The organism is Shewanella frigidimarina NCIMB 400 (assembly GCF_000014705.1).
Classification (GTDB): Bacteria; Pseudomonadota; Gammaproteobacteria; order Enterobacterales; family Shewanellaceae; genus Shewanella; species Shewanella frigidimarina.
In genome coordinates, this window is the sequence record NC_008345.1 from 126524 (window position 1) to 146913 (window position 20390).

Annotated in this window: 15 protein-coding genes, 2 tRNA genes and 2 rRNA genes; 13 read left to right on the top strand and 6 right to left on the bottom strand. The window is 43.1% G+C overall.

The genetic code is table 11. The features are described from left to right. Nucleotides 1–22: 22 nt before the first annotated feature. The 3 genes from gspL to SFRI_RS00590 are packed head-to-tail and all read left to right on the top strand — an operon-like array spanning nucleotide 23 to nucleotide 2477. On the top strand, nucleotides 23–1228 hold the full coding sequence (gene gspL / locus SFRI_RS00580) for a type II secretion system protein GspL (RefSeq protein ID WP_011635605.1): 1206 nt from the start codon (nucleotides 23–25) through the stop codon (nucleotides 1226–1228). A gap of 1 nt (nucleotide 1229) precedes the next feature. Next, nucleotides 1230–1706, top strand: a complete 477-nt coding sequence (locus SFRI_RS00585; RefSeq protein WP_011635606.1) for a type II secretion system protein M — start codon at nucleotides 1230–1232, stop codon at nucleotides 1704–1706. Nucleotides 1707–1715: 9 nt separating this feature from the next. Next, nucleotides 1716–2477, top strand: coding sequence for a type II secretion system protein N (locus SFRI_RS00590; RefSeq protein WP_011635607.1), 762 nt, complete (start codon nucleotides 1716–1718; stop codon nucleotides 2475–2477). 168 nt (nucleotides 2478–2645) lie between these two features. On the opposite strand, the gene yrfG is transcribed toward SFRI_RS00590, so the two are convergent. Continuing rightward, the gene (gene yrfG / locus SFRI_RS00595) at nucleotides 2646–3311 is read right to left on the bottom strand and encodes a GMP/IMP nucleotidase (RefSeq protein WP_011635608.1); all 666 of its coding nucleotides are present in this window, start codon (nucleotides 3309–3311) and stop codon (nucleotides 2646–2648) included. A gap of 77 nt (nucleotides 3312–3388) precedes the next feature. Between yrfG and nudE the strand changes: the two genes are divergently transcribed. Then, on the top strand, nucleotides 3389–3976 hold the full coding sequence (gene nudE, locus SFRI_RS00600) for an ADP compounds hydrolase NudE (RefSeq protein ID WP_011635609.1): 588 nt from the start codon (nucleotides 3389–3391) through the stop codon (nucleotides 3974–3976). Between the two features lie 116 nt (nucleotides 3977–4092). Then, nucleotides 4093–4902, top strand: coding sequence for a 3'(2'),5'-bisphosphate nucleotidase CysQ (gene cysQ / locus SFRI_RS00605; protein ID WP_011635610.1), 810 nt, complete (start codon nucleotides 4093–4095; stop codon nucleotides 4900–4902). 240 nt (nucleotides 4903–5142) lie between these two features. On the opposite strand, the gene mnmH is transcribed toward cysQ, so the two are convergent. Both mnmH and selD read right to left on the bottom strand, forming a co-directional pair. Then, nucleotides 5143–6243, bottom strand: coding sequence for a tRNA 2-selenouridine(34) synthase MnmH (gene mnmH, locus SFRI_RS00610; RefSeq protein ID WP_011635611.1), 1101 nt, complete (start codon nucleotides 6241–6243; stop codon nucleotides 5143–5145). Next, nucleotides 6243–7298, bottom strand: a complete 1056-nt coding sequence (selD, locus tag SFRI_RS00615) for a selenide, water dikinase SelD (RefSeq protein ID WP_011635612.1) — start codon at nucleotides 7296–7298, stop codon at nucleotides 6243–6245. Before selD ends, mnmH begins: the two co-directional genes overlap by 1 nt. Before the next feature lie 196 nt (nucleotides 7299–7494). Between selD and SFRI_RS00620 the strand changes: the two genes are divergently transcribed. Together SFRI_RS00620 and SFRI_RS00625 are read left to right on the top strand one after the other, a co-directional pair. Then, nucleotides 7495–8109, top strand: a complete 615-nt coding sequence (locus SFRI_RS00620; protein WP_011635613.1) for a TetR/AcrR family transcriptional regulator — start codon at nucleotides 7495–7497, stop codon at nucleotides 8107–8109. Continuing rightward, entirely contained in the window at nucleotides 8096–9952 is a 1857-nt protein-coding gene (locus tag SFRI_RS00625; RefSeq protein WP_011635614.1) for an MFS transporter, read from the top strand. Before SFRI_RS00620 ends, SFRI_RS00625 begins: the two co-directional genes overlap by 14 nt. 81 nt (nucleotides 9953–10033) lie before the next feature. Here the strand turns inward: SFRI_RS00625 and SFRI_RS00630 are convergent, their stop codons facing one another. After that, complete coding sequence (locus tag SFRI_RS00630) at nucleotides 10034–11143, bottom strand: acyl-CoA desaturase (RefSeq protein WP_011635615.1); 1110 nt, start codon at nucleotides 11141–11143, stop codon at nucleotides 10034–10036. 156 nt (nucleotides 11144–11299) lie between these two features. Between SFRI_RS00630 and fabR the strand changes: the two genes are divergently transcribed. Beyond that, nucleotides 11300–11917 carry an HTH-type transcriptional repressor FabR gene (fabR, locus tag SFRI_RS00635; RefSeq protein ID WP_011635616.1) on the top strand — a complete coding sequence of 206 codons (618 nt, stop codon included), beginning with the start codon at nucleotides 11300–11302 and terminating at the stop codon, nucleotides 11915–11917. A 79-nt stretch (nucleotides 11918–11996) separates the two neighbouring features. Here fabR and trmA read toward each other — a convergent pair whose 3' ends face one another. Further along, nucleotides 11997–13094, bottom strand: a complete 1098-nt coding sequence (gene trmA / locus SFRI_RS00640; RefSeq protein ID WP_011635617.1) for a tRNA (uridine(54)-C5)-methyltransferase TrmA — start codon at nucleotides 13092–13094, stop codon at nucleotides 11997–11999. A gap of 129 nt (nucleotides 13095–13223) precedes the next feature. Here trmA and murI point away from each other — a divergent pair, with 129 nt between their 5' ends. Beyond that, on the top strand, nucleotides 13224–14003 hold the full coding sequence (murI, locus tag SFRI_RS00645) for a glutamate racemase (protein WP_011635618.1): 780 nt from the start codon (nucleotides 13224–13226) through the stop codon (nucleotides 14001–14003). A gap of 47 nt (nucleotides 14004–14050) precedes the next feature. Here the strand turns inward: murI and SFRI_RS00650 are convergent, their stop codons facing one another. Further along, the gene (locus SFRI_RS00650; protein WP_011635619.1) at nucleotides 14051–14494 is read right to left on the bottom strand and encodes an RNA recognition motif domain-containing protein; all 444 of its coding nucleotides are present in this window, start codon (nucleotides 14492–14494) and stop codon (nucleotides 14051–14053) included. Between the two features lie 646 nt (nucleotides 14495–15140). Between SFRI_RS00650 and SFRI_RS00655 the strand changes: the two genes are divergently transcribed. The 4 genes from SFRI_RS00655 (at nucleotide 15141) to SFRI_RS00670 (ending at nucleotide 20315) form a co-directional block, all read left to right on the top strand. Next, a 16S ribosomal RNA gene (locus tag SFRI_RS00655) occupies nucleotides 15141–16683 on the top strand. An 88-nt stretch (nucleotides 16684–16771) separates the two neighbouring features. Then, nucleotides 16772–16848: transfer RNA gene (locus tag SFRI_RS00660), tRNA-Ile, on the top strand. Nucleotides 16849–16993: 145 nt separating this feature from the next. Continuing rightward, nucleotides 16994–17069 (top strand) — tRNA-Ala (locus SFRI_RS00665). A gap of 341 nt (nucleotides 17070–17410) precedes the next feature. After that, nucleotides 17411–20315: ribosomal RNA gene (locus SFRI_RS00670) — 23S ribosomal RNA — on the top strand. The 16S and 23S rRNA genes sit together here with 2 tRNA genes alongside, the layout of an rRNA operon. The last annotated feature ends 75 nt before the right edge of the window (nucleotides 20316–20390 follow it).

Genomic DNA, 20390 nt, shown 5'->3' on the forward strand with positions numbered 1-20390 from the left:
TGAGATCGGTGGAGAATAAACAGTGTCTGAACGGCTATTTATCCGGTTAGGAAAATCATCAGAACACCCATGTTCGTGGCTTGTATGGTCAGAACAAGAGCAAGAGATCATCGCTTCTGGTGAATTATCTGATGCCGCCAGTCTCAGCACTTTAGCTGAGCGTGCGGGTAATCGTCCTGTTGATGTACTTGTGCCTGCGGCCAACATGACATTGACACAAATTATGTTGCCCGAAAAAGGTCAACGCCAAGCATTAAAGGCGTTGCCATACATGTTAGAGGAATCATTAGCGACGAATGTAGACAATATGCATTTTGTTGTTGGGCCTCGTGAAGGTGAGCAGCTCAATGTAGCTGCAGTGGCACATGAGCAAATGCAAATTTGGCTTGAATGGCTTCATCATGCAGGCTTAAAAGTAAAACGTATCGTGCCAGATTGTTTAGCGTTGCCGTTAGAGCAATGTCGTTGGGCAGCAATGAGTGTTGGTAGCGAGTATTTAATCCGAACGTCTGAAGGTAGCGGTGTTAGCATGCCTAAAGCATGGTCTGCATTTGCACTGCCAAAGCTATTAATAGCTGCAAAACCTAATGATAATGAATCGATTAGTGTTGCAAGCTACAGTGACGATATTGTATTTGAAGGTGTGGATATTAATAACAAGCCACTAGATTTACCGATGATGGTACTAGCAAAAGGCATTTTGAACGCCCCAATCAATTTACTAAGTGGCATTTATAAACCTAAGCATGAATACAGTAAACAGTTACTCACCTGGAAAAACGCGGCGATTGTAGTGATGATTGCGATTGTTTTAGCCTTAGCAAATAAAGGCATCGCCATCCATCAACTGAATAATCAGACCACAGAGCTGCAAGCTCAAAGCGAAATGATTTTTAAACAAGCTGTACCGGGTGTAAACCGTATTGTTAATATGCGCTCACAAATGGGCAGTGAATTACGCAGCATGCAAGGCCAAGGTGGCGGTGCAGTATTTTTTGAAATGTTAGATGGTTTAAAGCCAGCGTTTAGTAAGGTGCCAGAACTTAAACCGAATACTTTGCGTTACGAAGCCAATCGTAATGAGTTACGAATGCAAGTCACAGCAAAAACGTACGGCCAAATAGATACATTTAAAGAGCTTGTTAGCAAAGACTACCTCCTCGAAGGTGGTGCCATGAATAGTAGCGAAGAAAGCGTTACCAGTACGCTGACGTTAAGGAATAAATAACATGGAAAACATGCGTAGTTGGTGGCAAGGTTTAGCCATTAGAGAACAACAACTTGTTGGTTTTTGTGCCGCAGTATTGGCAATTGGCATTATGTATTGGGGCATTTGGACACCCATTTCGAATGCTCAAGATACCGCCGAACGTGATAACAGCGCAGCGCAACAAACGTTAAATTATGTTAAACAAACCGCCAATAAAATAGCGGGTCTGAAGCAAGCGGGTGCGCAAGCTAAAGTCCGTGGCAGTTTAAGTTCTGTGGTAAATCAAACGGCCGGACAATATAAATTAGAGATCACCCGTATGCAGCCGCAAGGCGATAAAATTCAGCTATGGATGGATGACGTGCCATTTGATGCGTTACTGGGTTACTTACATGACTTAGTAGAGCAAAAGGGCTTAACGTTAGACAGCGTAGATCTAACCGAATCAGACGTTGCTGGCTTTGTAAAAGTAAGACGTATTCAGCTTTCTCAGTAAGGATTTTTTGTGAGCTTATTTTCAAAAATAGTCATTGGCGTCATTATTTACCTCGCGTTTTTATTGGTTTATTTACCTGCGAACTGGTTAGTCAGTATCGCTCCGTTACCTAATAATGTGGTTATCACAGGTGCCGAAGGTACGCTTTGGCAAGGAAAGGCGGCGTTAATCACCATTGAACAACGTCAAATAGAACACGTTAGTTGGCAGTTAAGTCCTTGGGGATTACTGCTTGGTAAAGCCGATATTGATTTTAATATTGGTAATCGAGCTACGGCTGTAAGTGGTAAAGGTAGTGTGAGTTGGTCGTTATCTGGGTTGAGTGCGAAAAATATTCGACTTGATCTACCCGATAGTTTTTTATTAGCGGGAGCCCGTTTACCTTTTAAAACCCAAATTGATGGCGATGTGAGTTTAATGGTTGCAGTGCTAGAGCAAGGTAAACCATGGTGCGAACAATTAAACGGTAAATTATTTTTAAATAACACCAATGTTAAAAATCAATATGGTGCGTACCCTTTAGGTAACATTGCATTGGGGCTCAGTTGTCTTGATGGTCAATTACAAATTGCCACTGATGAAACCCAAAACGTATTAGGCTTAACGGGAACCGCTATTCTAGGCGAGTCAAACTTGGTTAAAGTAAGTGCTAAAATTAAACCGACCGATGCCCAACCTAAAGATTTACGCGATTCGTTATCCTTTTTAGGCCGACAAGACAGCCAAGGTTATTACCCTATCAACTATCAAGGCGTTGTGCCTGGCTTGTAAAATCGGTTGATACTTGAATAACTAATGCCTTGATATCACTATCAAGGCATTTTTATATCGGCAATAATTTATCGAATAACCTTATCAACTACTTTATTAACTATGTTCAGACATCAACCGCTATTTAACGATCATTCACTACTTGGGTCGTTTTTATAGCGACATCGCTTATACCGAGTTCAGTGCCAACGATAGCGGCTGGTAATCTGTAATCGCGGGAAAGTTGGCAAATTCAATATGAGGTTTCTGGCTATCGGGATTTTTAATCCCGAGTTGATAACCTATACCTGCCTTTTTCGATGCCGCTAATATCACTTCGCTGTCATCAATAAATAAACACCGTGACGGATCCAAGTTGAACTTAGTCAGTGCATACTGCCAAAATTGCGGATGTTCTTTGGGATAACCGCTTTCATGGCTCGATAACATTTTATCTAAACCGTGGCCTAAATTGGTATGAGTTAGCTTAAGCGCTAAGCTTTGAGGGTGAGCATTGGTAAACAAAATGCGTTGTTTGCTTGCCCCTGCTAATGCTTGTAAAAAGGGCATACTGTCTTGGCGAAGTTTAATTCTGTCTGCCGATGCATGGTGTAGCGCCAAAATATCGAGTTGTAAATAGCGTTGCCAGTAATCAAGACAATACCAATCTAAGGTTCCTACCACATCATAATAAGCTTGTTTGACGAGTGTATTGGCTTCATCCAAGCTTATTTTGCGTTGCATGCTTAATTGTTGCGGTACAAGATGTAACCAAAAGTGGTTATCAAAATGCAGATCAAGCAAGGTACCATCCATGTCGAGAAGCACCGTATCTATTTTATACCAAGGAAACATGTAAATTCCGGTTGTAGAATATACCTAGAATAGTAAGATTGTACCCTGTATATATTAATTCGTCACATGAGGCTTCAATGACACAGCGGCATAAAAAGCCGGAAATCCTGCATACTGAAATTGTTGCCAAAAGCAGACTGTTTCAAATCGAGCAGGTACACCTTAAGTTTTCTAATGGCGTAGAGCGTCAATATGAAAGAATGAAGGGCGGTAGCAGAGGTGCTGTGATGATTGTGCCTATTCATCAAGGTAATTTACTATTAGCTAGTGAATACGCAGCCGGCACTGATAATTATGAACTCGGTTTTCCTAAAGGGTTGATAGACCCTGGCGAAACAGCAGTTGAAGCCGCTAATCGTGAGCTCCAAGAAGAAATTGGTTTTGGCAGTTATCAATTGACTCATCTAAAAGAGTTATCACTTGCGCCAGGCTACTTTTCCAGCAAAATGCATATTTTTGTCGCTGAAAAACTGTACCCTAGCCGTTTAGAAGGGGATGAGCCTGAGCCAATAGACGTGATCCCTTGGCCATTATCTGATTGGCAGTTATTACTCGAGAATGTTGATTTTTCAGAATCTCGTAGTGTTAGTGCGCTTTTTTTAACTCAGCAATATCTCAATACACCAACAGATAATCTTACAAATGAAGTCAACGGCGTAAAATAGATTATTCACTAGTGGTATTGAGTTAGTCATTAAACAGCAACATCGAATAGGCAATAGCCTTATTTATTGGTGTCCTTGTGAGGTCATCTTTATCGAATCCAGCAATTGGAGTAATAATGAAGCCAGAAGATGTAATTGAGCAAGTTATAGACATCGCAACGGAAGCTGGGCAAAAAATTCGTGATATTTACCTTAAAGGTAACTTCAAGCGCGAAATTAAGTCCGACAATACTCCTGTCACGTCTGCCGATTTAGCCGCGCACGATATTATTTGCCGCCAGTTAGCGGAGCTAACGCCTGATATTCCTATTTTAAGTGAGGAAGCTGCAGATATTCCATTAAGTGTCCGTGAAAAATGGAAACGCTATTGGTTAGTTGATCCATTAGATGGCACGGGTGAGTTTATTGCGGGTAGTGGTGATTTTTCTGTGATTATTGCCTTAGTTGAACATAACCGTCCTATTATAGGAGTGGTTTATGTGCCGATGACTAAGGTGTGTTATTACGCAATAGCCGGGCTAGGTGCTTATAAGCGTGATGGTAAGAACGAGATACGTATCACCAGTAAACAATTAACCGGTGATGAACCAGAGAATTTACGTTTAGCGGTCAGTCGTCGTCAAGATCCGCAATCAGTTTTAAAGTTACTCAATAAACCTAATCATTGTGAGTTAGTGGTGATGGGTGGTGCAGCATTAAAAAGTTGTTTAGTGGCCGAAGGACGTGCTGATTGCTATGTACGCTTAGGACCTACTGGGGAATGGGATACCGGTGCTGCGCAGATCATTATTGAAGAAGCAGGCGGTGCACTGATTGATATTAATTTACAGCCTATGACCTACAATGAGCGTGAAACACTCGAAAACCCAAATTTTATTGTTGTAGGCAGTGCAAATCTCCCGTGGGATATATTGTTAACTAATTAGTTTGTTTATATTTTCAATGAAGATTAATTGATTTTTTGATGTGTTGTTTTTTTAAACATAGGTCAATTTATTAATCATATACTTGGCAACGACATTAAACACGTGATGTAAGTCGTGATGGCTGTGTGCGGTACCAATGAGCCTTGAGCAACTGTTGCCTGATTCATGTTGATTTGAATACTGTATCTGACAAGTTACATATAAAAATGCCCTCATCACGAGGGCATTTTGTGAAATGACTTATGACTTATGTTTATCTAACCATTGATGTATAGCTTGTCTGTCGCCTTGAAAGATAACTCTGTCCTGTTTCTTTTCAAGTTGATATAGATACATCGGGTCATAATAAATATCGAGTAACAGATTTATCCAGTCTAAATGCTTACTGGTATCATTTTGGCTTTGTTGTACGTTTAGCGCATTATCAACCAAGTCCTGCAATTCTTGATGTTGCTTACCGCCTAAGCGTTTACGAATGCCCAATAAGCTTTGAGCCAAATAAGCTTTAAATGCATCGAAACCCGCTTGCTCACCTAATCCAGATACATAATCAGTCAGTTTTTGTTCAACATAGTCATTTAATAAACGCGGCAAACGTGCGTCTAATGGTTCGTCGAGTACGATAATATCAGCTTGCTGCATCGCGCTGTAAAAATGCTTCGGCAGGGCTGAACGACCAATTAGCATACTTTCATCTTCTAATAGCAAATGGTTATGTTGCTGTTGTTGATGCTTCAGCAATGCCACGGCTAAATTATTTTCGAAGTTAATTTGACTGGGTTGCGGATCGATATTTTTGCCAAAGCTAGACCCTTTATGGTTGGCAAGGCCTTCAAGGTCGACAGACTCATCTCGCTGATGGATAACTTCCGTTTTACCACTACCTGTTATACCACTTAAAATCAGCACTTTAGATTGGCTTGGCGCTTGCTCGATAGTATTAATTAAAAAACTACGTATGGCTTTGTAACCCCCTTCAATATAAGGGATGTCCATGCCTGATTCTTTAATCCATTGCTGTGATAGCTTTGAGCGCAAACCGCCACGAAAACAATATAAATAACTGTCAGGATGTTGTGAGAGCTGAGCAAGCCAAGCATCTATACGTTGTTGTTTAACTTTACCTTTCACCAGCTCATGACCTAATGCTATAGCAGCTTCTTGGCCACGTTTTTTATAGCATGTACCCACTTTTTCGCGTTCACCATCTTGCATTAACGGTAAATTAATCGAGTGGCCAAAAGCGCCTTTAGTAAATTCGATAGGCGCTCTTACGTCTATTAATGGACGGTTTTCTAATAGAAGTCTGCCATATTCTGAGCTGGGAATAACCTCGCTCATTAGCTTAATTCCACAAGGACATCGTGTCCGTCAGCGTGAGGCTCATAAGTATTGAGCATACCGATACAAATAGCGTCAATTCCATTGGCTTCTAATAGTGTTTTAAGTTCCTGTTCTGCCTCTGCACTCACGGCAACTAATAGTCCTCCACTGGTTTGTGGGTCGCAAATAATTGCTTTTTGGTCATCCGTTAGTGGCGGTAAATGTTCGCTATAACTGTCAAAATTACGATGAGTACCACCTGGAATACAGCCTTGAGCGAGGTAATCACTGACTTTAGGGAGTAAAGGGACTTGGGATAAAACGATATTAGCTTTAAGTTGTGCGCCTTGGCATACTTCAATTAAGTGACCTGCCAGTCCAAATCCTGTGACGTCCGTTAATGCATTAACCCCAACAATTTTAGCGATATCAATACCAATCGTGTTGAGCTGACACATGGCATTAGGGGCAATTTGGCTGTCTTCATCACGCAGCTTTTTCTGCTTTTGTGCTGTAGTCAGAATGCCAATACCAATCGGTTTGGTGAGGTATAGACGGTCATTCGCTTTGGCAGTGTTGTTCTGTTTTACTCGCTCAAGCGGTATTTGGCCTGTAACCGCTAAACCAAAAATAGGTTCAGGCGCATCAATACTGTGACCGCCAGCCAACATAATACCGGCATCGGCACAAGCTTGGCGTCCGCCATCAACTACTTGTTGGGCTACTTCAGGTGGTAATAAGTTAACCGGCCAGCCTAATATCGCAATAGCCATAATTGGCGTGCCGCCCATGGCATAGATATCGCTGATTGCATTGGTTGCGGCAATTCTACCAAAGGTAAATGGATCATCCACAATGGGCATAAAGAAGTCGGTAGTACTGATAATACCGGTTTGTTCATTGAGTTTGTAAACTGCAGCATCGTCACGGGTTTGATTACCGACTAATAAATTAGGGTCAGTAAACACAGGGAGTTGTGACGCAAGAATAGTGCTTAAGACTTTAGGAGAGATCTTACAGCCGCAGCCTGCGCCATGGCTATATTCGGTGAGTTTTATATCGGTATGAGGCATGGTTGTCTTTCTGTCGCTGGCTTATTGATGATCAATTATAATGTTTCTCAATGATTATTTCTTGGTTATTCGCGGTTTATCAAACTTAGTCGTGTATTTTTAATTAAAAAAATAATTATTGTGAACGTTGTTTTTTATTTTGTTTGCTGTTAATTTATCAACTTAATAAGGTGCATATCATTTTTAGGTTGGTATTGTGGCGAGACGAAAAGAGCATACGCATGAGCAGATCCGCCATATGGCTATTAGTGCAGTGGTTGAGCATTTACAATGTCATGGCGTCGATAACCTAAGTTTACGAAAAGTTGCGACAACCATTGGTTACGTGCCAAGTACGTTAATTAATATTTTTGGTAGTTACCAATACTTATTACTCGCGGTATCTGAGCAAACATTGTTACAGCTTGCTGCGCAGTTACAGTTAATTAAACCGACCACGCCAACCAAAACCATTGAGCAAATGGCAATCGTTTATAGTCAGTTTGCTTTAGCGAATCGACGCTGTTTCCGATTGGTATTTGAATTAACAATGACAGATGACCAACCTTTACCTGCAGCTCACCTCGGGTTGATTAAGTCATTATTTTCTGATGTTGAGTTCCAACTAAGTCAATACTTTCCTTCTGCATGTGAGCAAGAGGTGGAAATGATGAGCCGCGTACTTTGGGGGGGAATACACGGGTTAACGTGTTTGTCATTGGATGGAAAACTATTTGAGACACAATCCTGTTTACAAGACATGTTGACGAGTCATGTAAGTAGTTATATTGATGGAATGAGCATAAAAAGGAATTCAAATGCTGCTAACTAAACGATTTTTTCCCTATTTTGCGACCTTATGCTTAGGGGCGCTTAATGACAACTTTTATAAAAATGTGTTGCTCTTGTTAGTGACGTACAGCCAATTAAATGCATTACCGATTGATGTTAACTTGTTTGTTAATTTGGCCGCTGGCGTATTCATTTTACCTTTTTTCTTGTTTTCTGCTCATGCTGGTATCGTGGCTGACAATATGAATAAGGCAAAATTGATTCGACGGTTAAAGTTGTTAGAGCTGATTATCATGTCGACAGCGGCTATCGCTATTATCAGTCAGAGTTATATGGTGATGTTGCTGCTGCTATTTTTAACCGGCAGCCAGTCTGCATACTTTGGTCCAGTAAAATACTCATTATTACCTCAAGCCCTAAGCGAAGCAGAGTTAGTGAAAGGGAATGCTCTGGTTGAAATGGGCACTTTTTTGTCGATTCTTGTTGGTACCCTAAGCGCCGGTTTGGTGGTGTCTAATGAAAATGGTTTAACGTGGGCTGCAATCATTGTCTGTGTGTTGGCGATTTGTGGTTATCTTGCTAGCCGTGCGATTCCTTCATTGCCTGCCCAAGGTGATTTAAACCCTAGCAAGTTTTCGTTATTTTCTGGCACTTGGCGTTGTATCAATAAAGCGCGACAAACCAAGACTATTTGGATGGCCATTCTCGCCATTAGTTGGTTTTGGTTCTTAGGGGCCACCTATTTGACTCAATTTCCAAATTTTGCCAAGTTGCATTTACATGCAGATGCTACTGTTGTTTCATTGTTACTGGCGTTATTTTCTGTCGGTATTGCGGTTGGGTCATACGTGTGTGAACGTTTTTCGTTTGGGCATGTTGAGTTAGGCTTATTACCATTTGGGGTATTGGGCTTGAGCGTGTTTAGTTTTGACATGATAGCGGCTATTCCGCTTGAGCTTGTTGAACCTGGTTTTGTGTATAGCTTCGAGTCATTTATCGCTAACGCGCAGCATTATCGTGTGATGATCGATTTGTTTCTTGTCGGCCTAAGTGGCGGGATATTCATTGTGCCACTGTATGCGTTTATTCAAACTCGTGCAGAAAAACAAGAATGTGCTCAAGCTATTGCGGCGAATAACATCATTAATGCCTTCTTTATGGTGGGCTCTGCAGTATTATCGATAGTGTTGCTTGGGGTATTTCAGTGGAGTATCCCTGAATTATTTATGCTTGTCGGCGTGCTTAATTTGGTTGTGCTGTTATATGTTTACTCGCAAGTGCCAGAGTTTACCCAACGCTTTATCAGTTATTTGCTGAGCCATGTTATGTATAGGGTGAATGTACGAGGTAGAGAACATATTCCGGCACAAGGGGCAGGAATTATTGTCAGTAATCATGTGAGTTACGTTGATGCGTTAGTCATTATGGGCGCATCGACTCGACCTATTCGGTTTGTAATGGATAAGTCTATTAGCGAAATTCCATTATTAAAGTATTTGTTTCGGCACGCTGGCGTTATCCCAATCTGTTCACCTAAAAAGTGTGAGTCGACATATCTAAATGCATTTGAACAGATACACCAAGCATTAGCTAACGATGAGTTAGTGTGTATTTTTCCGGAAGGGAAGTTAACTCCAGACGGTGAAATTGGTGAGTTTAGACCTGGCATTGATAAAATTTTACAACGGGATCCTGTGACGGTAATACCGTTAGCGTTAACAGGGTTATGGGGATCTTACTTTAGCCATAAAGGTGGGCATGCACTGACCACTTTTCCTAAACGTTTCTGGTCTAAAGTATCGGTGAGTATTGCACCTTCAGTTGACGGAGCTACGACCAATTGCAAAGCGTTACAGCAGCAGGTGACTCAGCAATTTAATTAGCACATGATGTACTAGTGAAGCTGCTCAAAACAAAAAAAGGTCACGTGCGTACGTGACCTTTTAAATGGTTAGGCATTAGCTTTACTGGGCGTAGGCACCTGTGAGGCTTTTCCAATTTCGTTGTTGTTCAAGAAACTGATTACGTAATAATTGCACTTGTTGCTTCAGATTGTGATCTGTAAGTTGCTTACGCTTCGCCTCTAACAAACTCTTTTTGGCTTGATAATAGTCAACTAAGTGTTGCTTCATCAGCTCATACTCTGCTTGAAACTTTTCTATAATTTCATCGCAGTTAGGTAAGTGAGCAACCTGATTCTGAGCTTGTAAAAGTTGCATCTGCAAACGTGCACTTTCAATACGCTCTTGTGGCACTTTACGTAAATCACTCGCTAAACCAAACCAGTTCATAAGCTTGATTAACCATTTGGTTGGATCGTAGTCCCACCATTTGATGCCATTGCGATAATCATTTTCAAAAATATGATGGAAGTTGTGATACCCCTCACCGTATGTAAGTAACGCTAAAAATGCATTATCTCGGGCTGAGTTTTTATCTGTGTACGGTTGTTTACCCCAAATATGGGCTAATGAGTTAATAAAGAAAGTACAGTGATGTACAACCACTAGGCGTAGTAAACCGGCCATAAGAACCATTGATAAAATATCGCCATTTAACCAACCTATAAATGCTGGTAAACCAATATTCATTAAGATCACTAAGGCTAAGTAGTGCTTGTGCTGCCACATAACGATACGATCGTTTTGTAAGTCGCGCACGTTGTTGTAGTCGCTGTAACGACTCGCTTGATACTCACGTAGCATCCAACCTATGTGGCTGTACCAAAATCCCATTTGAGCTGAGTACGGGTCTTTATCATTATTATCAACATGTTTGTGATGGATGCGGTGATCACTACACCAATGCAATGCGCTGTTCTGTAGCGCCAATGCTCCACCTAATGCGTATAAAAAACGAACTGATGCATGGGCTTTATAAGCTTTGTGTGACCATAATCTGTGGTAACCCGCAGTAATCGATAGACCACTTGCGTAAGCGAAAACAACAAATGCAATCCATTCAATGCCATCAAAGCCATGGGTAAAACCACGCCAAGGGATTAATACCACGGCGCCGATAAAAGTAATGGCAAATAACAAGGTATTAAGCCAAATGATTGGAGGTTTTTTCATTTAGTAGGGTTCCAATAATAGGTTTAAATAAGTTGAGCGTACAATTGTACGCTAATTTAACTTAGTGAACTAGTCATGGTCAAGCTTAACAGGGCTGTGTTTCTGTTTTAAAAACGGTATTATCTGTGAATTAATATTGACTGAATGGATTAGTAAATGGGTGTTAGAGCACAACAAAAGGAAAAAACACGTCGTGCATTAGTGGATGCTGCATTTAATCAACTCAGTGCTGAACGAAGTTTTTCCAGCCTAAGCTTACGTGAAGTTGCTCGCGAAGCTGGTATTGCGCCCACATCATTCTATCGCCATTTTAAAGATATGAACGAACTTGGCTTGACCATGGTCGATGAAGGCGGATTAACATTACGTCAAATGATGCGTAAAGGTCGTCAACGTGCGGAAGCTGGTGGTAGTGTGATCCGTATTTCTGTCGACACTTTTATGGAAGTATTAGAGTCAAATCCGAACGTATTTCGAATACTATTACACGAACGCTCCGGTACCTCAGCAGCATTTAGAGCTGCAGTTGAGCGTGAAATTGAACATTTTATTTCTGAACTTGCCCATTACACCGAAGCACAGGCAAACCGAACACCTGTATTAGCGCGTGCTCAAGCTGAAGCGTTGGTTATTTTAGTGTTTAATGCGGGAGCATCAGCTTTGGACTCTAAACGTAGTGAGCGTAAATCATTGGCCGATCAGCTCGTACTGCAGTTGCGTATGGTCGCAACGGGAGCTGAAGCGCTACAGCACAAAATAGACAATCGCGCCTAAGTATAAGCATGACGTGATAGATACAAAAAGGGCGCGAATATTCGCGCCCTAGTATTATGTGTAACTAAAATTAATCAGGTTACTTGCGAACCAGTAATACGCCCGATTCCATATGGTCGGTATATGGAAATTGGTCAAATAGCGCAAAGCGCGTTATTTTATGCGTTTGGCCTAAGGTTAACAAATTGTCATTCAGTGTTTCTGGATTACATGAAATATACAAAATCCGCTCATAACCTTGGATAAGCTTTAATGTTTCAGGGTCAATGCCTGCACGAGGAGGGTCAACAAAGATAGTATTACAATCGTAGCTGTCTAAGTCGATGCCTTCTAAACGTCTAAATTGGCGCTTTTTCGCCATAGCATCACTAAAGTCTTCAGCAGACATGCGAATAATTTGAACATTATCAACGTGATTAATATCGATGTTGTATTGCGCTGCATCAACTGAAGGCTTGGCCAGCTCTGTTGCCAATACACGATTGAAATTTCGTGCCAGTGCAATCGTAAAATTACCATTACCACAGTACAATTCTAGTAAATCACCCTGGCTGTCTTTAGTCGCATCAATAGCCCATTCCAACATTTTTACAGAGACTTTTGCATTCGGCTGAGTAAAGCTGTTTTCAATTTGTTTGTAATGCAATACCTGTTCATTAACCGTTAAGGTCTCAACAACAAAATCTTTGTCTAAATCGATTTTTTGCTTACGCGCACGGCCTATAATGTTGACATTGAATTGAGCAGATAGCTTAGCTTTTAATTGAGTCGCTTGTTCACGCCATTCTTCATCAAGCTGGCGGTGGTACAACAAAGACACTAAAATTTCGCCACTTAACGTCGACAAGAAATCAACTTGAAACAACCGATAACGTAATGCAGGGTTAGGTGTTAATTCTGCAATTAATGCAGCCATCATTTGATTAATGATTAAACCCGCAGGTAAATATTGATCGCAACGCACTTTTGCATTCAGTGCTTTATCAAACATGTAGTAATATAAGTCATCACCTTGATGCCACATCCTAAATTCAGCACGCATACGATAATGCATAGGCTCAGAAGCAAAGACTTCAAGTGCTGGTGGATTGAAATCGGCAAAGGCCTTTTCTAGCTTGATGCGCTTTTGTTGTAATTGTGCATCGTAGTTTTTAGGATCCATTGCAGCTAAATTCATATCGTCCACCTAATTACGTAAAAAAGGGCGCAAATATTATACTAAATGACGCTGATGTCTAGTATTACGCACCTAAGTATAAAGTGACCCGACGATTAATGCTGAGCATATACATATTTGGAGCCCATATTGTCTGGACCTATTTTAGTGTTTGATTCTGGTATCGGCGGATTGTCGGTAATGAACGAAATTAGAAAACAGCTACCACTGCATGATTATTGTTACTTATTTGATAATGCACGTTTACCCTATGGCAATTTATCAGAGCAAGAGTTAATAACTGGATGTGTTGCACTTATTACTCATCATGCGCGACGTTTGAATGCCAGTATTGTGGTGGTTGCCTGTAATACCGCCAGCACTTTGGTATTGCCTCTATTACGCCAGCAATTAACCATTCCTATCGTGGGAGTTGTTCCTGCTATTAAACCTGCGGCAATGTTATCGAAGAAAAAGCACATTGGCTTATTGGCTACGCCTGGAACAGTGAAACGAGATTACACTCAAGCATTAATCAATCAGTTTGCAGGAAACTGTAAAGTTGAATTATTTGGGACTTCAGATTTAGTATTACTTGCTGAGCAGTATGTTGCTCAACAGCAAATAGATATGGACAAGCTAAACGAAATCTTAGCACCAATAGCGGCATCAAATATTGATGTCCTAGTATTGGGCTGTACCCATTTCCCTATGATAGCGACAGAAATAAGTCATTATCTTGGTGAAGGGGTAACACTATTAGATTCAGGGGAGGCGGTAGCAAAGCGGGTAAGGTTTTTACTGAGTAAAGAAAGTAATAGTAATAAACAATTACAAGCGTGTTATACCAAAGATATTGGCCAAGGGCTGAAAGCAGCATTAGTCGATTATGGTTTTAGTGATTTTTCGCTGGTAACCATAACCGACTAACAACACTATTAATTAACGATAGTGCTAAGAACCTAGTTCAATAACGATTAGCTATTTTCTGAATCAGATTCTTGTGATTTAGCTTCTCTTACCTTTAACGTGCGCTCTTGAAAGCTATAGTCGTTTAATTTCGACATTGCTTTTTGAGCTCCCGCCTCAGACATCTCAACAAATCCAAATCCCTTGCGACGTCCAGTTTTACGGTCTCGTACTAAACGAACTGAGTTAACAGGCCCGTACTCACCAAACAATGCCTTTACTTCTCCCTCATGAACACGATAAGGCAAGTTGCCAACATATAGTGTCATTGTAGGACCAACATAAGGTTCGTCAGAAGAGCTTGAACCACTAGATGGCATAAAGGTGAAAATTAACGTTGCAACGACTACACCAGCAATAAACGCTACCGAAGATGATGTGCTGCCAAACTGAGAAAAAACAAAAGCGCCAAGAAGCGCCGCAATCAAAACAATCACGAATGATTTCTGCATAAAATAATCTCTAATGAATATAAAAATGATAAATAACTGTTAAATACTATTACATACTAATTAAAAATTACCAGATAAACCAGACCACTGTTGAAAAATTGAGCTCAAAAGCGACTTAAATATCAAAAACAAGTAATTTACTAATTAGCCAAAGGTGGTTCTTTAATCAAAAAAGTTAAAAAAAGAACGATCTGCATAAAAGTTCAACGCTCGAAACATATCTTGCACAAAAGCGCTTGCACTAAATTTTAAGCTGCCTATAATGCGCATCCACTGACACGGCATACAGCGAAAGCGAAAACCAGTTAGCGTTATTAACAGTCACTTAGTGATGTTGATAACAGGCAAAAAGAAGTTTGAAAAAACACTTGACGCCATAAGGGGAATGCGTAGAATACGCAGCCCTGACCTACTGAAACGGTCAACGCTCTTTAACAATTTATCAAGTAATCTGTGTGGACATTCACAGGTATTGAGTTATTCGAAATTGTCTTCTGTTCTTCGGAATGTTGGCAATCAAAAAATTTAAACTCAATGCAACAATGAATGTTCATAGTAATATGTACAAACATTAATTAGATTCTTCCGAGTCTAATTAATGAAATCAGAATTCATTGAGCCGAAACCTTCGGGTTTCAAAAAACTTTAATTGAAGAGTTTGATCATGGCTCAGATTGAACGCTGGCGGCAGGCCTAACACATGCAAGTCGAGCGGTAACACAAGGGAGCTTGCTTCTGAGGTGACGAGCGGCGGACGGGTGAGTAATGCCTAGGGATCTGCCCAGTCGAGGGGGATAACAGTTGGAAACGACTGCTAATACCGCATACGCCCTACGGGGGAAAGGAGGGGACCTTCGGGCCTTCCGCGATTGGATGAACCTAGGTGGGATTAGCTAGTTGGTGAGGTAATGGCTCACCAAGGCGACGATCCCTAGCTGTTCTGAGAGGATGATCAGCCACACTGGGACTGAGACACGGCCCAGACTCCTACGGGAGGCAGCAGTGGGGAATATTGCACAATGGGGGAAACCCTGATGCAGCCATGCCGCGTGTGTGAAGAAGGCCTTCGGGTTGTAAAGCACTTTCAGTAGGGAGGAAAGGTAATAGTTTAATAAACTATTACTGTGACGTTACCTACAGAAGAAGGACCGGCTAACTCCGTGCCAGCAGCCGCGGTAATACGGAGGGTCCGAGCGTTAATCGGAATTACTGGGCGTAAAGCGTGCGCAGGCGGTTTGTTAAGCCAGATGTGAAATCCCCGGGCTCAACCTGGGAATTGCATTTGGAACTGGCGAACTAGAGTCTTGTAGAGGGGGGTAGAATTCCAGGTGTAGCGGTGAAATGCGTAGATATCTGGAGGAATACCGGTGGCGAAGGCGGCCCCCTGGACAAAGACTGACGCTCATGCACGAAAGCGTGGGGAGCAAACAGGATTAGATACCCTGGTAGTCCACGCCGTAAACGATGTCTACTCGGAGTTTGGTGACTTAGTCACTGGGCTCCCAAGCTAACGCATTAAGTAGACCGCCTGGGGAGTACGGCCGCAAGGTTAAAACTCAAATGAATTGACGGGGGCCCGCACAAGCGGTGGAGCATGTGGTTTAATTCGATGCAACGCGAAGAACCTTACCTACTCTTGACATCCACAGAAGAGACCAGAGATGGACTTGTGCCTTCGGGAACTGTGAGACAGGTGCTGCATGGCTGTCGTCAGCTCGTGTTGTGAAATGTTGGGTTAAGTCCCGCAACGAGCGCAACCCCTATCCTTATTTGCCAGCACGTAATGGTGGGAACTCTAGGGAGACTGCCGGTGATAAACCGGAGGAAGGTGGGGACGACGTCAAGTCATCATGGCCCTTACGAGTAGGGCTACACACGTGCTACAATGGCGTATACAGAGGGTTGCAAAGCCGCGAGGTGGAGCTAATCTCACAAAGTACGTCGTAGTCCGGATCGGAGTCTGCAACTCGACTCCGTGAAGTCGGAATCGCTAGTAATCGTGGATCAGAATGCCACGGTGAATACGTTCCCGGGCCTTGTACACACCGCCCGTCACACCATGGGAGTGGGCTGCAAAAGAAGTGGGTAGTTTAACCTTCGGGAGAACGCTCACCACTTTGTGGTTCATGACTGGGGTGAAGTCGTAACAAGGTAGCCCTAGGGGAACCTGGGGCTGGATCACCTCCTTACCTATACGACTAACTCAATACCTAAAGTGCAGAGATGCATGTGAGTGTTCACACAGATTACTTGATAGAAAGAAAGAGAAATTACGTTGGGTCTGTAGCTCAGCTGGTTAGAGCGCACCCCTGATAAGGGTGAGGTCGGTGGTTCAAGTCCACTCTGACCCACCAATCTTTCCTACTCTGCGTTGGATGATAACTCGTTTAGTAAACTAAACGTCGCTATCAACCGCCTTGATTAGAAACGATTGGCAAGCCAAAATTTTTGGTAAGACCTTCATTGAAGGTGAACGTAAAATCTCAAACTGTATGTAAAGGGGTTATAGCTCAGCTGGGAGAGCGCCTGCCTTGCACGCAGGAGGTCTGCGGTTCGATCCCGCATAGCTCCACCATTACATACAATTGGTAAGAGATGCCAAAGATAAACGAAATTTTATCTTTGGCTTTTTTAAGCCCGCTCTTTAACAATTTGGAAAGCTGATAGTACTAACTAAAGGCGCATGAATGATGATTCGTTGTCGTTTGTGTGATTACGTTAGTGCGAAAAACGTTAATGCGAAAGCATTAACACTTGAGTTCTCAAAACACTGTTTAAGTGTCTTGAATATTCTAAAAAACTAAGGCGAGTCCACTTCCTACCCTGGAGGTGAGACAAGTAAAAACCAGCTGGTCATGATATGACCCAGAGCTCTTCTCTTGTTAATTCAAGGTGTGAAACTCATTTGGGTTGTATGGTTAAGTGACCAAGCGTATACGGTGGATGCCTTGGCAGTCAGAGGCGATGAAGGACGTAATAACTTGCGAAAAGCGTTGGCGAGCTAGTAATAAGCATTTGAGCTAACGATATCCGAATGGGGAAACCCACATGCATAAGCATGTATCACAACATGAATACATAGTGTTGTGAGGCAAACCCGGGGAACTGAAACATCTAAGTACCCGGAGGAAAAGAAATCAACCGAGATTCCCCTAGTAGCGGCGAGCGAACGGGGATTAGCCCTTAAGTCTATGGGGTGTTAGTGGAATGTGTTGGAAAGCACAGCGGCACAGGGTGATAGCCCCGTACATGAAAACTAACCATAGATGAAAACGAGTAAGGCGGGACACGTGACATCCTGTTTGAATATGGGGGGACCATCCTCCAAGGCTAAATACTCCTGACTGACCGATAGTGAACCAGTACCGTGAGGGAAAGGCGAAAAGAACCCCTGTGAGGGGAGTGAAATAGAACCTGAAACCGTATACGTACAAGCAGTGGGAGCGGTTCTTGAGACCGTGACTGCGTACCTTTTGTATAATGGGTCAGCGACTTACATTTTGTAGCGAGGTTAAGCGAATAGCGGAGCCGTAGGGAAACCGAGTGTTAACTGCGCGTTTAGTTGCAAGGTGTAGACCCGAAACCGAGTGATCTAGCCATGGGCAGGTTGAAGGTTGAGTAACATCAACTGGAGGACCGAACCGACTTATGTTGAAAAATGAGCGGATGACTTGTGGCTGGGGGTGAAAGGCCAATCAAACTCGGAGATATCTGGTTCTCCTCGAAAGCTATTTAGGTAGCGCCTCGAGCGAATACCATTGGGGGTAGAGCACTGTTAAGGCTAGGGGGTCATCCCGACTTACCAACCCTTTGCAAACTCCGAATACCAATGAGTACTACTCGGGAGACAGACAGCGGGTGCTAACGTCCGTTGTCAAAAGGGAAACAACCCAGACCGTCAGCTAAGGTCCCAAAGTGTATGTTAAGTGGGAAACGATGTGGGAAGGCTTAGACAGCTAGGATGTTGGCTTAGAAGCAGCCATCATTTAAAGAAAGCGTAATAGCTCACTAGTCGAGTCGGCCTGCGCGGAAGATTTAACGGGGCTAAACATACCACCGAAGCTACGGGTGCATTTCATTAGAAGTGCGCGGTAGAGGAGCGTTCTGTAAGCGGTTGAAGGTGAAGGGGTAACCCACACTGGACGTATCAGAAGTGCGAATGCTGACATGAGTAACGATAAAGGGAGTGAAAAACTCCCTCGCCGGAAGACCAAGGGTTCCTGTCCAACGTTAATCGGGGCAGGGTGAGTCGACCCCTAAGGTGAGGCCGAAAGGCGTAATCGATGGGAAACAGATTAATATTTCTGTACTTCCGCTAACTGCGATGGAGAGACGGAGAAGGCTAGGCTAGCGCGGCGTTGGTAGTCCGCGTTTAAGGTGGTAGGTTGATTTCTTAGGCAAATCCGGGAAATCGTACTTTAATGTACAGGCTGAGAGCTGATGACGAGTCACTACGGTGATGAAGTAGTTGATGCCATGCTTCCAGGAAAATCTTCTAAGCTTCAGGTTAGTGGGAATCGTACCCCAAACCGACACAGGTGGTCGGGTAGAGAATACCAAGGCGCTTGAGAGAACTCGGCTGAAGGAACTAGGCAAAATGGTACCGTAACTTCGGGAGAAGGTACGCTGCTGTTGGTGATGGGACTTGCTCCCTAAGCTGACGGCAGTCGCAGATACCAGGTGGCTGCAACTGTTTATCAAAAACACAGCACTGTGCAAAATCGCAAGATGACGTATACGGTGTGACGCCTGCCCGGTGCCGGAAGGTTAATTGATTGGGTTATCTTCGGAGAAGCTCATGATCGAAGCCCCGGTAAACGGCGGCCGTAACTATAACGGTCCTAAGGTAGCGAAATTCCTTGTCGGGTAAGTTCCGACCTGCACGAATGGCGTAATGATGGCCACGCTGTCTCCAGCCGAGACTCAGTGAAGTTGAAATTGCGGTGAAGATGCCGTATACCCGCGGCTAGACGGAAAGACCCCGTGAACCTTTACTATAGCTTGGCACTGAACATTGAACCTACATGTGTAGGATAGGTGGGAGACTTTGAAGCTTGGACGCTAGTCTGAGTGGAGTCAATCTTGAAATACCACCCTTGTAGTTTTGATGTTCTAACTCTGGCCCCTTATCGGGGTTGAGGACAGTGCCTGGTGGGTAGTTTGACTGGGGCGGTCTCCTCCCAAAGAGTAACGGAGGAGCACGAAGGTTGGCTAAGTACGGTCGGACATCGTACGGTTAGTGCAATGGCATAAGCCAGCTTAACTGCGAGACATACACGTCGAGCAGGTACGAAAGTAGGTCATAGTGATCCGGTGGTTCTGAATGGAAGGGCCATCGCTCAACGGATAAAAGGTACTCCGGGGATAACAGGCTGATACCGCCCAAGAGTTCATATCGACGGCGGTGTTTGGCACCTCGATGTCGGCTCATCACATCCTGGGGCTGAAGTCGGTCCCAAGGGTATGGCTGTTCGCCATTTAAAGTGGTACGCGAGCTGGGTTCAGAACGTCGTGAGACAGTTCGGTCCCTATCTGCCGTGGGCGTTGGATGATTGAAGGGAGCTGCTCCTAGTACGAGAGGACCGGAGTGGACGAACCGCTGGTGTTCGGGTTGTCATGCCAATGGCATTGCCCGGTAGCTACGTTCGGAATCGATAACCGCTGAAAGCATCTAAGCGGGAAGCGAGCCCTAAGATGAGTCATCCCTAGAGCTTTAAGCTCTCTAAAGGGCCGTAGGAGACTACTACGTTGATAGGCAAGGTGTGTAAGCGTTGTGAGGCGTTGAGCTAACTTGTACTAATGACCCGTGAGGCTTAACCATACAACCCAGATGGGTTTTACTAACCTTAGTGTTAGAATGAGGCGCTTAAACAGTGTGAACTCAAGACTCTTAATA